Origin of the sequence: Seohaeicola nanhaiensis (assembly GCF_042654245.1) — a bacterium.
Taxonomy (GTDB): domain Bacteria; phylum Pseudomonadota; class Alphaproteobacteria; order Rhodobacterales; family Rhodobacteraceae; genus Seohaeicola_A; species Seohaeicola_A nanhaiensis.
The window spans coordinates 455,436-469,227 of sequence record NZ_JBHSGI010000005.1 but is presented as its reverse complement, the minus strand read 5'-3'; the positions used below and the strand labels follow the sequence as shown (position 1 = coordinate 469,227).

General features: G+C 67.6%; 14 protein-coding genes. 4 read left to right on the top strand and 10 right to left on the bottom strand.

From position 1 onward, the window contains the following. Positions 1–990, bottom strand: a complete 990-nt coding sequence (locus ACFO5X_RS09620; protein ID WP_380717161.1) for a class I SAM-dependent methyltransferase — start codon at positions 988–990, stop codon at positions 1–3. 7 nt (positions 991–997) lie between these two features. Further along, positions 998–1,342, bottom strand: a complete 345-nt coding sequence (clpS, locus tag ACFO5X_RS09615) for an ATP-dependent Clp protease adapter ClpS (RefSeq protein WP_380717160.1) — start codon at positions 1,340–1,342, stop codon at positions 998–1,000. Positions 1,343–1,441: 99 nt separating this feature from the next. Between clpS and ACFO5X_RS09610 the strand changes: the two genes are divergently transcribed. Further along, positions 1,442–2,140, top strand: coding sequence for an HAD family hydrolase (locus ACFO5X_RS09610; RefSeq protein ID WP_380717158.1), 699 nt, complete (start codon positions 1,442–1,444; stop codon positions 2,138–2,140). Between the two features lie 211 nt (positions 2,141–2,351). Then, positions 2,352–3,887: a D-alanyl-D-alanine carboxypeptidase family protein gene (locus ACFO5X_RS09605; RefSeq protein WP_380717157.1), complete on the top strand. Its 1,536-nt coding sequence runs from the start codon at positions 2,352–2,354 to the stop codon at positions 3,885–3,887. Between the two features lie 69 nt (positions 3,888–3,956). On the opposite strand, the gene ccoS is transcribed toward ACFO5X_RS09605, so the two are convergent. Genes ccoS through ccoG form a run of 4 tightly spaced genes read right to left on the bottom strand, consistent with a single transcriptional unit; the run spans position 3,957 to position 8,184 of the window. Continuing rightward, positions 3,957–4,115 carry a cbb3-type cytochrome oxidase assembly protein CcoS gene (ccoS, locus tag ACFO5X_RS09600; protein ID WP_380717156.1) on the bottom strand — a complete coding sequence of 53 codons (159 nt, stop codon included), beginning with the start codon at positions 4,113–4,115 and terminating at the stop codon, positions 3,957–3,959. Then, positions 4,112–6,295, bottom strand: coding sequence for a heavy metal translocating P-type ATPase (locus tag ACFO5X_RS09595; RefSeq protein WP_380717154.1), 2,184 nt, complete (start codon positions 6,293–6,295; stop codon positions 4,112–4,114). The genes ccoS and ACFO5X_RS09595 overlap by 4 nt, the downstream gene beginning before the upstream one ends. Positions 6,296–6,298: 3 nt before the next feature. Beyond that, on the bottom strand, positions 6,299–6,757 hold the full coding sequence (locus ACFO5X_RS09590) for a FixH family protein (protein WP_380717153.1): 459 nt from the start codon (positions 6,755–6,757) through the stop codon (positions 6,299–6,301). Further along, the gene (ccoG, locus tag ACFO5X_RS09585; protein WP_380717152.1) at positions 6,754–8,184 is read right to left on the bottom strand and encodes a cytochrome c oxidase accessory protein CcoG; all 1,431 of its coding nucleotides are present in this window, start codon (positions 8,182–8,184) and stop codon (positions 6,754–6,756) included. The genes ACFO5X_RS09590 and ccoG overlap by 4 nt, the downstream gene beginning before the upstream one ends. Positions 8,185–8,543: 359 nt before the next feature. Here ccoG and ACFO5X_RS09580 point away from each other — a divergent pair, with 359 nt between their 5' ends. Then, positions 8,544–10,655 (top strand): M10 family metallopeptidase, encoded by a 2,112-nt coding sequence (locus ACFO5X_RS09580; RefSeq protein ID WP_380717151.1) that lies wholly within the window; start codon positions 8,544–8,546, stop codon positions 10,653–10,655. A 27-nt stretch (positions 10,656–10,682) separates the two neighbouring features. Here the strand turns inward: ACFO5X_RS09580 and ACFO5X_RS09575 are convergent, their stop codons facing one another. After that, positions 10,683–11,585 carry a LysR family transcriptional regulator gene (locus ACFO5X_RS09575; protein ID WP_380717150.1) on the bottom strand — a complete coding sequence of 301 codons (903 nt, stop codon included), beginning with the start codon at positions 11,583–11,585 and terminating at the stop codon, positions 10,683–10,685. A gap of 100 nt (positions 11,586–11,685) precedes the next feature. Here ACFO5X_RS09575 and ACFO5X_RS09570 point away from each other — a divergent pair, with 100 nt between their 5' ends. Continuing rightward, positions 11,686–11,835, top strand: coding sequence for a hypothetical protein (locus ACFO5X_RS09570; protein ID WP_380717149.1), 150 nt, complete (start codon positions 11,686–11,688; stop codon positions 11,833–11,835). A 133-nt stretch (positions 11,836–11,968) separates the two neighbouring features. On the opposite strand, the gene ccoP is transcribed toward ACFO5X_RS09570, so the two are convergent. From ccoP to ccoO, 3 genes are read right to left on the bottom strand one after another with little or no spacing between them, the layout of a single operon-like run. Then, positions 11,969–12,838, bottom strand: a complete 870-nt coding sequence (ccoP, locus tag ACFO5X_RS09565) for a cytochrome-c oxidase, cbb3-type subunit III (protein WP_380717148.1) — start codon at positions 12,836–12,838, stop codon at positions 11,969–11,971. Beyond that, on the bottom strand, positions 12,835–13,047 hold the full coding sequence (locus ACFO5X_RS09560; protein WP_380717147.1) for a cbb3-type cytochrome c oxidase subunit 3: 213 nt from the start codon (positions 13,045–13,047) through the stop codon (positions 12,835–12,837). The genes ccoP and ACFO5X_RS09560 overlap by 4 nt, the downstream gene beginning before the upstream one ends. A gap of 13 nt (positions 13,048–13,060) precedes the next feature. Further along, complete coding sequence (gene ccoO / locus ACFO5X_RS09555; protein WP_380717146.1) at positions 13,061–13,786, bottom strand: cytochrome-c oxidase, cbb3-type subunit II; 726 nt, start codon at positions 13,784–13,786, stop codon at positions 13,061–13,063. Positions 13,787–13,792 lie beyond the last annotated feature (6 nt).

The following is a 13,792-nucleotide window of genomic DNA, read 5'->3' as shown; positions in this document are numbered from 1 at the left end:
TCAGCCGGTCCGCTCGCGGCGGGGGCGGGTCGCGTGGTGCACCTTGAAGCGGGTGTCTCCTGCCGCCTCGCGTACCTCGCCGAAGCTGTGCTTCAGGGCCGATTCATAGGGCAAATGGCGGTTTGCCACCATCCAGAGTTGCCCCGAGGGGGACAGCAGGCGGGCGGCAGCCTGAATGAAGGCGCGGCCCAGACCGGCGTCGGCGGCGCGGCCGGAGTGGAAGGGCGGGTTCATGACGACGCAATCCACGCGTTCGACCCCGGCCCAGCTGCGCGCGTCGGCCCAGTGGAAGTGCGCGCGCGGGTCGGTGACGTTGCGGCGGGCGCAGTCGAGCGCGGCATGGTCGGCCTCGACCAGATCGAGCCGTTCGACGCGGGGGCGTTCGAGCACGCGGGCGGCGAGATAGCCCCAGCCGGCGCCCAGATCGACGACGCGGCGGCCGAGGTCGGCGGGCAGGCTGTCGCCCAGAAGGCGCGAGGCGGGGTCGATGCCGTCGGCCGAGAAGACGCCGGGGGCGGTGACGAAGCCTTCGACCGGGGAAGGTTCCGGGGCAAGCCAGTCGTCGAAGGCGCCGGGCGTGGGGGTGAACCAGAAGAGCTTGCCGTGGGCCTTGACGATGGGGCCTTCGACGGCGAGCCGGGCGCGCACCTCTTTCAGGAGCGCGTCGATGCCATCGGTCTTGGCGCCGTCGACGATGACCAGCGGCGCGGCGGCGGCGGCCCGCGCGATCAGGTCGCGGGCCAGGGCCTTGGCGCGGGGCACCACGACCAGAGCGGCGGCGAGCGGGCCGTCGGGCAGGGCGGTGGCGCAGGTCCATCCGGCGGCGGCGAGGGCGGCGTGATCGGGGTAGATCGGCTGGACCACCACCGTGCGGTCGCGGGGCAGGGCGCCCAGGTCGGCCTCGGCCCCGGGATGCATCACGGCGATACGGCCCTCGGACGGCAGCCCGAGGCCACCGCCCTGAAGGGCCAGGGTCAGGCGCTGCGACATGTCGGGGTTATTCTTCCTTTTCCATCGTGCATTGCAGCGGATGCTGATGCCGGCGGGCAAAGTCCATCACCTGACCCACCTTGGTCTCGGCGATCTCGTGGCTGAAGACGCCGACGACGGCGACGCCCTTCTTGTGCACGGTCAGCATGATCTCGAAGGAATGGGCGTGCGAGAGGTGGAAGAAGCGTTCCAGCACGTGGACGACAAATTCCATTGGGGTATAGTCGTCGTTGAGCAGGAGAACCTTGTAGAGGGGCGGGCGCTTGGTCTTGGCCTTGGGTTCCACAAGGGTCGAGGTATCGCGTCCGCCGTCATCGGGCGGGTTCGACATCGTCAGGGCAAAAGGCAGCATGGCGCGCAACGGACCGGGTCTCGCAAAGTTTCGGAGTTCATAGCTTATATATCCTCATAGCGGGATTCGGAAAGACCAGGTTAACAGGAAGATGATCGGATGCGGATTCTGACCACAGTGGGGTTCGATGCCGACGACACGCTTTGGCACAACGAACGCTTCTTCAAGCTGACCCAGGCACGGTTCGCCGAATTGCTGGCCGAACACGCGGCGCCCGATCATCTGGCCGAACGGCTGCTGGCCACCGAGCGGCGCAACATCGGGCAATATGGCTTTGGGATCAAGGGGTTCGTCCTGTCGATGATCGAGACCGCCATCGAGGTGACCGAGGCGCGGGTGCCGGCAGAGGTGATTGCCCAGCTTCTGGAGGCCGGGCGCGAGATGCTGGCCCATCCCATCGACCTTCTGCCCCACGCGGCCGAGGCGGTGGCGGCGGTGTCGGAAAGTCACAGGGTCGTGCTGATCACCAAGGGCGACCTGCTGCATCAGGAGCGCAAGCTGGCGCAATCGGGTCTGGGCGACCTCTTCGACGCGGTCGAGATCGTGTCGGACAAGACCGCCGCGCGCTATGACGCGATCTTTGCGCGCCATGGCGACGGGGCCGGGCCGGGCATGATGGTGGGCAATTCGATGAAGTCCGACGTGGTGCCGATGATCGAGGCCGGGGGCTGGGGTGTGCATGTGCCTCACGACCTGGCCTGGGACCTGGAACATGCCGAGGCACCCGGCGGCACGGAGCGATTCCATGCGCTGCCCGATCTCGCCTCGCTGGCCGCACTTGTCGCCGAAATCGGCTGAGCGTTTTCGCCACAGTTTTGCCACAATCGAACAAGTGGCAGGCGGCATTCCGCCCGGCACAAAATATGGGCGACAGGCTTGCAACAAATTCAACTTTCGCTGGCAAGCGCCGGGTTTATTTTGGGTTTTCCCTGTGTTAGCGTTACGCTGAAAATCAAGAAAGCCAGCCGGAAAACCGGCGGCGCGAGGCAGTAATAAAAGGCGAGCAATCGTGCAGGTACGGCGCATCAGCCCTGCCCGTTGGGCAATCTATGTATTCACTCTTTTGTGGCTCCTCGTGTTGCTGCCGCTGTCCGTTGCGGCCGCGCCCTATGCCGATCATGTGATCGACGCGCGGACGGGGGAAGTGCTGCATTCGCAGAACGCCGACACCCGTCTTCACCCCGCGTCACTAACCAAGATGATGACGCTCTACATCACCTTCGAGGCGATCAAGAACGGCGAGATCACGCTGGATACGCTGGTGACCGTGTCTCAGAATGCCGCCTCGGAGCCTCCGTCCAAGCTGGGGCTGAAGTCCGGTCAGAAGATCGCCGTGCGCTATCTGATCCGCGCCGCGGCGGTGAAGTCGGCCAATGACGCCGCCACCGCACTGGGCGAGGCGGTGGGTGGCAGCGAGGCCGCCTTTGCGCGCCGGATGAACCGCACGGCCAAGGCACTGGGCATGACCCGCACGACCTTCAAGAACGCCAACGGGCTCACGGAAGAGGGGCACCTGTCGACCGCGCGGGACATGACCACGCTGGGGCGGCATCTGCTGTATGATTACCCGCAGTATTACAACCTGTTCTCGCGCCGCTCGACCGATGCCGGCGGCAAGACGGTGGCCAATACCAACCGCCGGCTGCTGTCGGAATACGAGGGCGCGGACGGGATCAAGACCGGATACACCCGCGCGGCGGGTTTCAACCTTGTCGCCTCGGCCCAGCGGGGCAACGAACGCATCATTGCGACCGTCTTTGGCGGCAGCTCGACCGTGTCGCGCAACGCGAAGGTGGCGGAACTGCTGGATCTCGGGTTCCGCCGCGCGCCGTCGAAGGCGCCGCTGCGGATGCCCGATGGGCCCGCCTATGTGGCCAGCGCCGACCCCGAGACGGCGCCGACATCGGACCGGGTTGCCGCCGGCAAGACCATCCGGGTGGCCGGCACGGTGCAGACCAGCCTGCGGCCCAAGGCCCGGCCGGGGGTGACGCAGGCCGTGGTGGCGACCGCGCGCGAGAATTCGGGGCAGATCAGCGCCGATATCGCGGCGCTGGTGGCCGAGGTGGCCGCGCCTCCGACCGTCAGCACAACCACGACCGCCACGGCGACCGCCGAGGCGACGGAAGAGGACGAGGAGACCGTGGTCGCCGCTGTCGTCGCCGAGGCGGGCGAGACCGGCCTGACCGCGGCGCTGCGCCCCACCGCGCGGCCGGCGGATCTGGTGCTGGCCTCGACCAACCCCACGGCGCCTGTGGCGGCGAGCGAGCCGGAGGAGGAGATCGTCACCCGGCTGTCCACCTCGGGCGGGCATCTCTGGGGCATCAACCTGGGCCGCTATCCCAGCCGCTATGACGCCGAGAAGGTGCTGCTGCGCACGGCGCTGTCGGAGATGGCGACGCTGGACGGGACCTTGCGCAAGGTGGCCAAGACCAACCGCGGGTTCGAGGCGAATTTCCTGGGCATGACGCGCGAGAACGCCGACCTCGCCTGCCGCAGGCTGGCGGCGCGGAACGTGTCGTGCTTCATGGTCGGGCCGTCGTCCTGAGGTTGGCCCGGACCCCGAAGTATTTTTAATGAGAAGAAGCGATGGGGGCGGTCCCGGACAGGGCCGCCCTCATGGTTTCGGGTGGTCGTCCCATTCGTCCGAGAGGATGCGGCGGCTGTCGCCTTCGGGGTCGTCATACTGGTTGGAGCGGACGGTGTAGATGAAGGCCAGCAGGCCGACGGCGCCCAGCGTCAGGGAGATCGGGATCAGGTAGGTCAGGACGCTCATGACGTGCCTTTCAGGCGCAGCGCGTTCAGCGAGACGGTGATCGAGGAGGCCGACATCGCCAGGGCGGCGATCAGCGGCGTGGCGAGGCCCGCGATGGCGAGCGGCACGGCGACGCAGTTGTAGAGGATCGCGATGGCGAAATTCTCGCGGATGCGGGCGGTGGCCGAACGGGCGACGGCGCAGGCCTCGGCGATGGGGGCGAGGCTGGCGCCCAGCAGCACCATGTCCGAGGCGGTGCGGGCGGCGTCGAGGGCGGAGGCCGGCGAGATCGAGACATGGGCGGCGGCGAGCGCGGCGGTGTCGTTGAGCCCGTCGCCGACCATCAGCACGCGGTGGCCCTGCCGGGCGAGCTGGTGGACCAGCGCGGCCTTGTCGGCGGGGAGCGCGCCCGCCTGCCATTCGGCGATGGCGAGCCGGTCGGCGAGTGCCCGCACCGGGCCTTCGCCGTCGCCCGAGAGCAGCATCACCCGTTTGCCGGAGGCCTTGAGCGCGGCGATGGTTTCGGCGGCGCCGGGGCGCAGGGCGTCGGCAAAGTGGAAGGGGCGGGGCGCGCCGGTGCCGGTCGAGAGCCAGGCCGTGGTGCGGGCGTCCTCGGGCGCGCCGGTCCAGGCGGCGCGGCCCAGGCGGAGGGTGCGGCCCTGATAGGTGGCCTCGGTGCCGAAGCCCGGGACCTCGCGCAGGTCATCGACCTCGGCCGGGGTGATGCCGGCGGCGCGGGCGGCGCGGGTCAGGGCGACCGAGAGCGGGTGGCGCGAGCCCTGTGCAAGGGCGAGGGCCAGCGGCAGGTCGTCGGGGTAGTCCATCAGGTTGGTGACTTCGGGCGTGCCGGCAGTGAGCGTGCCGGTCTTGTCGAAGACGACGGTATCGGCGGCGGCGAGGCGTTCGAGGGCGGTGGCGTCCTTGATGAGCAGGCCCTTGCGGAAGAGCCGGCCCGAGGCGGCGGTGGTCACCGCCGGCACGGCCAGACCCAGGGCGCAGGGGCAGGTGATGATGAGCACCGCCGCCGCGATGTTCAGCGCCAGGCGCAGGTCGCCGGTGAAGAGATACCAGCCGAGGAAGCTGGCCCCCGAGAGCACGTGGACCGCGGGCGCATAGGCGCGCGCCATGGTATCGGCGAGCGGCGTGTAATTGGCGCGGCCCGATTCGGCGACGGCCACCAGATCGGCCATGCGGTGCAGCGAGGTGTCCTGTCCCACGGCGCTGGCCCGCACGGTGAGCGGGCCGGTCAGGTTCACCTCGCCCGCGCTGACCACGAGGCCGGGGGCGGCGAAGACCGGCAGGGTTTCGCCCGTGAGCAGCGAGCGGTCGATTTCGGAGCGGCCCTGCACCACCTCGCCATCGACGGGCATCCGCCCGCCGGGGCGCACCAGCACGAGGTCGCCGACGGCGAGCTGGGCCACGGGCACCTCGGTCTCAATGCCGTCGGTGATGCGGGTGGCGCGGGGGACTTCGAGCGCGGTCAGCTCCTCGGCCGCGGAGCGGGCGATGGCGCGCGAGCGGTGGTCGAGATAGCGTCCGGCGAGCAGGAAGAAGGTCAGGGTCAGCGCGGCGTCGAACCAGGCGTGATGGCCCGAGAGCGTGGTTTCCCAGAAGGAGGTGAGCAGCGCGAGGGTGATCCCGAGCGAGATGGGCACGTCCATGTTGAGGCGGCGCGCGCGCAGGGCGGCCCAGGCGCCGGCAAAGAAGGGCTGGCCGGCATAGGCGATGGCGGGCAGGGCGATGGCGGCCGAAATCCAGTGGAACATGTCGCGCGTTGCGTCGCTGGCCCCCGACCAGACCGAGACCGAGAGCAGCATGACGTTCATCGCGGCGAAGCCGGCGACGGCGAGGCGGACCAGCAGGGCGCGGCCGGCCGCATCGGTGGAGGTGGCGGCCAGGGCGCCGGGGTCGAGTTCGTGCGCCTCGAAGCCGGTGCGCTGGAGGAGGTCGGCGAGGTCGGTCGCGCGGACCTCGGGCGCGGCCTCGATCATCGCGCGTTTCAGCGTGAGGTTGACGCGCGCCTGGTGGACGCCGGGGACGGCGTTCAGCGTGCGCTCGACCGTCGAGATGCAGGCGGAACAGTGGATGCCGGGCAGCGAGAGCGCGATGCGGGCGTCCTCGACCTTTGGCTCGGGCATGTCGACCGGTGTGGCGAGGCACCCGGGGCAGGCGGCGGACATCGGACGCGCAAGCGCGGACATGGCTTATTCCTTGACGTGCAGGATCACCCGCTGTGTGAACTCTGTACCATCCTTGGCGCGGGCGGTCATGCGGATGTTCCAGTTGCCGGCACCGAGCTTGACCGGGGCGACGTAATGGGTGCCGTCGAAGGTGAAGTCGGGCGTCACGTCGTCGCGCACATGGGTGGCCCGGCCGACGGTGGCCTGAAGCTCGGCCACCTGCACCGGCGCGCCGGTGCGGTCGGTGATCGACAGGATCACCTCTTCGCCGCGGGTGTCGGCGTAGACGGTCCAGCCGAGCGCGGTCTGTTCGTGCAGTCGGGTGTTGAATTCCTGGCTGGCGACGTAGGAATTTTTCACCTCGAGCCCCGGGAAGGTTTCCACCGCGCTGACGGCGAGGGCGACGTTGACCGCGATGATGACCCCGAAGGCGCCGACGAAGATCGCCGCGACATGGCGGCCGGTCAGTTGTCTTTCGCTCATGGCCGGGCTCCTGCTCCGCTGAAGGTGGTGTCCTTGTAGGCCCGCTCGCCGCTGGTCTGGTCAACCACCCAGAAGCGGAATTCGCTGCGCTCGGCCTCGGCCGGGGCAGAGCCCGGGGGCGTGATGACATAGGCGCGCTGGGGCAGGGCGGTGTCGGCGGGCACCTCGATCACATTGCCCTGCACGCCTTCCAGTTCGACCCGCAGGCCGAGATCGCCGATCAGGCTGACCGCGAAGTCGCGCGGCTCGCCATGCTTGTTGCGCAGGCGCAGGTCGTAGGTGTTGCGGATCGAGCCGTCGGAGAGGCGGACAAAGACCGGGTTGCGGACCTGGGCCACCGTCATCTCGATGTCGGGGCGAATGAAGAGGGCGAAGACCAGACCGAAGCCGACCAGCGACCAGAGCACGGTATACATGGTGGTGCGCGGGCGCAGCACGTGCTTCCAGATCGATTTCGGCGGTTTGCCCGCGCGTTCGTTCTGCTCGTCCGAGAGGGCCATGTAGTCGATCAGGCCGCGTGGCTTGCCCGTCTTGGCCATGATGTCGTCGCAGGCGTCGATGCAGAGGGCGCAGGTGATGCATTCGAGCTGCTGGCCGTTGCGGATGTCGATGCCCATCGGGCAGACGTTGACGCAGGCCATGCAGTCGATGCAGTCGCCCTGCGGTGCGCCGGCCTTGACCGCCTCGGAGTGCTTGCGCGGCTCGCCCCGCCATTCGCGGTAGCCGACGACAAGCGTGTCCTCGTCCATCATCGCGGCCTGGATGCGGGGCCAGGGGCAGGCGTAGATGCAGATCTGCTCGCGGGCGAAGCCGCCGAAGATGAAGGTGGTCGCGGTGAGCACCGCCATGGTCGTATAGGCGATGGGGTGGGCGTTGCCGGTGATCAGGTCATGGGCCAGCGTCGGGGCGTCGGCGAAGTAGAAAACCCAGGCACCGCCGGTGGCCAGGCCGATCAGCAGCCAGACGATCCACTTCGTTAGCCGCAGCCGGGCCTTGCGCAGGTCCCATTTCTGCCGGTGCAGGCGCAGGCGGGCGTTGCGGTCGCCCTCGATCCAGCGCTCGACGAGAATGTAGAGGTCGGTCCAGACGGTCTGGGGGCAGGCATAGCCGCACCAGACGCGTCCCAGCGCGGAGGTAAAGAGGAAGAGGCCAAGGCCCGCCATGATCAGCAGGCCGGCGACGAAGTAGAATTCGTGCGGCCAGATTTCGATCCAGAAGAAATAGAATCGCCGGTTGGCCATGTCGAGCAGCACGGCCTGATCGGGCAGGTTCGGGCCGCGGTCCCAGCGAATCCAGGGGGTGAGGTAGTAGATGCCCAGCGTCACCGCCAGGATGACCCACTTCAGGTTGCGGAACTTGCCATAGACCCGCTTGGGGAAGATCGGTTCGCGCGCGGCATAGAGGGGGGCAGGACTGGACTCGGACATCTGGCTCACATGGTCTTAGGGCTCCTCGCGGAGTCCGGGTTGCTGATGCCTTTTCACAGATACCCGCCGGTGCAACTTTGACATGGGTCAAAAGCGCATCCCGAAGGCACATTTTGCCGCACCTGCGAACAGCATGGCCCGAACCTGCGCAGATAATCGCCGAACGCGCCGGAAATCCGCCGCGCTGCCGGGGGTGCGGGCATCCGGTCTTGACCCGCCCGGGCGATCCTGAGCTATTCCGCGCCGAAGCCGGGGGGACCGGACCTTACTTTTGCCACGATTTGGCTCGTTCGGCGGCAAGCTGTCGCCACACTTGGCCCGGATAACCGCGGGTGCTGTTGACTGGAGGCTGCCGCTTCATGTGTGAGATTTGCGCTGCATTGCGCCCCTATACGGATGCCTGTGACCTAGCCTTCGGCGAACCCGCCACGATCACCGAAACGAGCGACGCGGCAAGCGACACATCGACGTTCTACGCGATGGCCCCCGGCGATACCTGGGTTGGTCTGGTCGACAGGGCGGGGGATTACGACTGGGTCGCGGTCGAGCTGATCGCCGGCCATATCTACGAGCTTGACGTCAAGGGCGCGCCGAGCGGTGTCGGCACCCTGTCCGATCCCATCACCTCGATCTATGACAGCGCTGGCACCTACCTGCAGACCAATGACGACGGCGGCTATGACGGCGAAGCGCATCTGACCTATACCGCCGCCTATTCCGGCATCCATTACATCATGGGCCGCGGCTATGCCGGGGCGACCGGAACCTATCAGATGACGATGGTTGATACCTCGGCAGACGGGGACGGCGGCGCGGTCAGCGCCAGCACGGACACGATGGCGGCCTATCTGACCCGGGGCTACTGGCTCGATACCGGCTCGTCTCCCCACCGCTTCAACACCAATCCCAGCAACCAGCTTACCGTCAACCTGACCGCGCTGACGCCTGAGGGCCAACAGCTGGCCCGCTGGGCGCTGGAGGCCTGGGAGGCGGTCGCCGATCTGGAGTTCGTCGAGACCACGGGGTCGGCGAAAATCACCTTCGACGATACGTCCAGCGGCGCCGTGGCCAACGCGAGCTGGTCGGGCGGCTATACCTATTCGGCAACCGTGAACATCGGCACCAGCTGGATCGGCACCTACGGCAGCGATATCGGGTCTTATTCGCTCCAGACCTATATCCACGAGATCGGTCATGCGCTGGGCCTGGGCCATCAGGGCAATTACAATGGCGGTGCGGTCTACGGGACCAACAACGTCTATGTCGAGGACAGCTGGCAATTGTCGGTCATGTCCTATTTCGACCAGATGGAGAATACCTCGATCACCGCCACCAAGGCCCATGTGGTCTCGGCCATGCTGGTCGATATCGCCGCGATCCAGTCGCTGTACGGGGCGGCGGACACGGGGTCGCTGACCGATGGCGACACCGTTTACGGCGTCAACCACACGCTGGGCGACAGCTGGCTGGGCCAGATGTACAGCGCGATCAACGGCACCGGCGATGCGTCGGTCTATGATTTCGGCGCCACCGCCTTTACCATCTGGGACCGGGGCGGCCATGACATCATCGACTTCTCGAACGAGACGGCGGCGCAGCGGGTCGATCTGCGCGCCGAGGCGATTTCGGATGTGAGCGGGCGCATTGGGAATATGGTGATCGCGCGCGGCACCGTGATCGAGGAGTTCCGCGCGGGGTCGGGCAGCGACTGGGTGCAGGGCAACAGTGCGGACAACGTGCTGATCGGCAACGGCGGCAACGACACTATGATCGGCGATGCGGGCGACGACTGGCTGCAGGGCGGCGCCGGGGGCGACCGGCTGATCGGCGGAGACGGGCGCGATACGGCGGATTATTCGACGGCGAGCTCCCTTACCCGCGTCGATATGACGAACAGTGCGAAGAACCGGGGCGATGCCGCCGGCGACACGCTGGAGCGGGTCGAGAACCTTTATGGGTCCAGCTTCCGCGACATCTTCGAAGGCAACGGACAGAGCAACATGTTCACCGGCGGCGCCGGCGGCGACAAGCTGGACGGGCGCAACGGCAACGACTTTCTTTTTGGCGGCTACGGCGGCGACAAGCTGATCGGCGGCAACGGCAAGGACAAGCTGAAGGGCGGCAACGGGGACGATTCGCTCCTGGGGGGCGATGGCGACGACCAGCTGTTCGGCGAGGGCGGCGTCGACAAGCTGAACGGCGGCAATGGCAACGACATCCTGACCGGCGGGATCAAGCAGGACACGTTCATCTATAACGGCGGTGCGGACACCATAACCGACTTCGACGGGGATGTTCTGTGGATCGACGATATCCTGTGGGGCGGTCTTGCCGCGACCAAGGTCGAGGTGCTGGGTTTCGCGTCGGTCACCGGACTCGACACGATCTTCGACTTCGGCAGCGGCAATACGCTGCGGCTTGAACATTACACCGACGTCGCGGGCCTGCAGAGCGTTCTGTCCATCGTGTGACCGGCCGCGCGACGCGGCAGCCATTGGTCACCGGGTGGCATGCATCGCCTCGGCCTCGCGCACCGCGCGCCGGAGCCAGGTGGTGAAGGCGCGCACGGCGGGCCGCTGGACGCCCGGCCGGGTGACCAGGTAATAGCCTGTGCGGCTGTCTCGGGGTTCCTCGAAGAGCACGACCAGCCGGCCGGCGGCAACATCGGCCTCGACAAAGAGCCGCGTCGTCACCGCCACGCCCTGGGCGTCGCGGGCGCCTTGCAGCACCAGGTTGCCGGGCACCTGCACGCGGTGACGGGCCTTGTCCTCGCTGACGCCGCGGTCGCGCAGCCACTGCGTGGCCTCGGTGGTGCCCAGTTCCTCGAGCCAGGGCAGGTCGACCAGATCGGCGGGGGTGATTTCCGGCAGATGCCCGACCAGCGCGGGCGCACCGACCAGCACGATGCCGGTCTCTATCAGCAGGGTGCTGTCGAGCCCCGGCCAGTTGCCCCGGCCGAAGCGCAATGCGACGTCAATTCCGCCAGGCGTCAGGTTGGCCAGGGCGGGGGTCGGGTCGATGGTCAGGCTGATGTCGGGATGGGCGAGGCGGAAGGACGAGAGGCGCGGCATCAGCCACATGGCGGCGAAGGAGGGGGTGGCCGAGACATGCACCGGGCGCGCGGCGTCGCGCTGGCTGAGTTCGCGCACGGCGGCTGCGATGCCGCCAAAGCCCGCGGTCAGCGCATCGGCGAGCCGCCGCCCCTCGGGCGTCAGGGCCAGCGCGCGGCCCGAGCGGTCGAAGAGGGCGGTGCCCAGGTCGCGTTCAAGCGCGCGCAGGTGCTGGCTGATGGCAGCGTGGGTTACATTGATCGCCTCGCCCGCCTTGACGACATTCCCGGTTTCGGCGAAGGCCGAAAAGGCGCGCAGGGCGGCGAGCGGGGGCATGTCCTTCCAGATCATATGTCATCCAGGCTTACATATGGGTTTTCTGATTGAGTCGCATTTCGGGGGTATCCGGTCAAGACTGTGAGCATCGGCACGCCCTGAAAGGAGCCCCAAGATGCTTGGAATTCTCGCCCATACCTACCTGACGGCCACCCGGATCCATGGCGTCCGCCTGCGACCCCTGCCGCCCCGCAAGCGGCGCTGGCTGCCCATCGGGCATTGGTGGATCGACCGGTCGCGCGCGGTCAATCCGCACGACCTTTGACAGCAAAACACCCCGCAGCGGCGCTGCGGGGTGTTTCGTTTTCTGGTGCCGGTCCCTTTGGAAACGCGCGAACAGATCGAAGGGCCGGCACCTTTCCCGGCACCGAGGAGCCGGGAAAGCCTTGGGGCAGGGGTTATTCCCCGCCGCCGAGCTGGTGGACGTAGGCCGCCACCGCCCGCACCTGCGCCTCGGTCAGTCGGCCCGACCAGGCCGGCATGACGCCGAAGCGCGCATTGGTGATGGTCTGGACCAGCGTGGCGTGATCGCCGCCGTAGAGCCAGATCGCGTCCGAAAGGTTTGGCGCGCCCTGGGCGCGGTCGCCTTCGCCGTTCTCGCCGTGGCAGGAGGCGCAGTTGTCGGCGAAGAGCGTCGCCCCCGCGGCCACCTTGGAGGCGTCGTCCGGCGTGCCCGAGAGGCTTTGCACGAAGTTCGCCACCTCGTCGATTTCCGCGGGCGTCAGCAGCTCGTCACGTCCGAAGGCGGGCATCTGCGAATAGCGCGCCTCGTCGTCTTCCGTGTTGCGGATGCCGTGGCTGATGGTCTGGTGGATCGCCTCGATGTCGCCACCCCAGAGCCAGTCGTCGTCCAGCAGGTTCGGGTAGCCCTTGGCCCCCGCCGCGCCGGCGCCGTGGCACTGGGCGCACCAGGTCTTGAAGACCGCCGCGCCGGCCGAGACGGCATAGCCGTTCAGCTGGGGGTCGGCGGAGATGGCGGTCAGCTCGGACGAGGCCAGCTTGTCGTTGATCGCCTGATTGGCGGCGTTGGCGGCCGCGATCTCTTCGGCGACCTGCGCCCGGGTCGAGTAACCCAGCACGCCGGCGGTGGCGCTGTGGATCATCGGCCAGGCGGGGTAGGCGATGGAATAGGCCACGCCCCAGACGATGGTCAGGTAGAAGACCCAGACCCACCAGCGCGGCAGCGGGTTGTTGAACTCTTCGATCCCGTCCCAGCTGTGGCCGGTTGTTTCGGGATCGCCCGAGAGTTTGGGAGGTGCTTTGCTCATGTCCGCGCCTCCTTCTGATCGGCGGGTTTCTGGGTCACGGCCACGGGGGCCGGTCTGTCATCGTGGCGGAACGGGATGTCGGCCGTGTCCGCGTATGTCCGGGTGCTGCCGGGGCGGAAGACCCAGACGATCACGCCGATGAAGAAGGCGAAGAGCGCAAGCAGCATCCAGCTGTCGGCGAATTCGCGCAGGAGTGAATAGAGTTCCATTGGTTTCGCTCCCTTACCGGCTTGCGTCGGGCGTGAAGGTCGAGAAATCGACCAGCGTGCCGAGCATCTGGAGATAGGAGATCAGCGCATCCATTTCCGAGACGCCGGGCTGACCGTCGAAGTTGCGCACCTGGGCGCCGGGATAGCGGGCGAGCAGCGCGTCGTAGTCGCTGTCGGGATCGGCCTGGGCGGTGAAGTCGGCCGAGGCGCTGGCGATCATCTCGTCGCTGTAGGGCACGCCCACCATGCGATGTGTCGCCATCAGGTCGGCCACGTGCTCGGGCTCGATCATCCGGTGTTCGAGGAAGCCGTATTTGGGCATCACCGATTCCGGCACCACGGACTGCGGGTTGCGCAGGTGGTCGAGATGCCATTCGTCCGAGTAGCGGCCGCCGACGCGGGCGAGGTCGGGCCCCGTCCGCTTGGAGCCCCACTGGAAGGGGTGGTCATACATCGACTCGGCCGCGAGGCTGTAGTGGCCGTAGCGTTCGACCTCGTCGCGCATCGGGCGGATCATCTGGCTGTGGCAGACGTAGCAGCCCTCGCGGATGTAGATCTCGCGCCCGGTGAGCTCCAGCGGCGAGTAGGGGCGCATGCCCTCCACCTTCTCGATGGTGTTCTCCAGGTAGAAGAGCGGCACGATCTGCACCAGCCCGCCGATGGTCACGACCAGGAAGCTGAGCACCAGCAGAAGGGTCGCGTTGGTCTCGATGATCTTGTGTTTGTCGAGAAGTGCCATCTGTCT

What these genes read in the sequence shown, in the direction of transcription:
- ccoO (WP_380717146.1), bottom strand. Translation starts at nt 13,786, where the DNA reads ATGGCACTTCTCGACAAACACAAGATCATCGAGACCAACGCGACCCTT.
- ACFO5X_RS09590 (WP_380717153.1), bottom strand. Translation starts at nt 6,757, where the DNA reads ATGAGCGAAAGACAACTGACCGGCCGCCATGTCGCGGCGATCTTCGTC.
- ACFO5X_RS09620 (WP_380717161.1), bottom strand. Translation starts at nt 990, where the DNA reads ATGTCGCAGCGCCTGACCCTGGCCCTTCAGGGCGGTGGCCTCGGGCTG.
- ccoP (WP_380717148.1), bottom strand. Translation starts at nt 12,838, where the DNA reads ATGAGCAAAGCACCTCCCAAACTCTCGGGCGATCCCGAAACAACCGGC.
- ACFO5X_RS09610 (WP_380717158.1), top strand. Translation starts at nt 1,442, where the DNA reads ATGCGGATTCTGACCACAGTGGGGTTCGATGCCGACGACACGCTTTGG.
- ACFO5X_RS09570 (WP_380717149.1), top strand. Translation starts at nt 11,686, where the DNA reads ATGCTTGGAATTCTCGCCCATACCTACCTGACGGCCACCCGGATCCAT.
- ccoG (WP_380717152.1), bottom strand. Translation starts at nt 8,184, where the DNA reads ATGTCCGAGTCCAGTCCTGCCCCCCTCTATGCCGCGCGCGAACCGATC.
- ccoS (WP_380717156.1), bottom strand. Translation starts at nt 4,115, where the DNA reads ATGAGCGTCCTGACCTACCTGATCCCGATCTCCCTGACGCTGGGCGCC.
- ACFO5X_RS09575 (WP_380717150.1), bottom strand. Translation starts at nt 11,585, where the DNA reads ATGATCTGGAAGGACATGCCCCCGCTCGCCGCCCTGCGCGCCTTTTCG.
- ACFO5X_RS09560 (WP_380717147.1), bottom strand. Translation starts at nt 13,047, where the DNA reads ATGGAACTCTATTCACTCCTGCGCGAATTCGCCGACAGCTGGATGCTG.
- ACFO5X_RS09580 (WP_380717151.1), top strand. Translation starts at nt 8,544, where the DNA reads ATGTGTGAGATTTGCGCTGCATTGCGCCCCTATACGGATGCCTGTGAC.
- ACFO5X_RS09595 (WP_380717154.1), bottom strand. Translation starts at nt 6,295, where the DNA reads ATGTCCGCGCTTGCGCGTCCGATGTCCGCCGCCTGCCCCGGGTGCCTC.
- clpS (WP_380717160.1), bottom strand. Translation starts at nt 1,342, where the DNA reads ATGCTGCCTTTTGCCCTGACGATGTCGAACCCGCCCGATGACGGCGGA.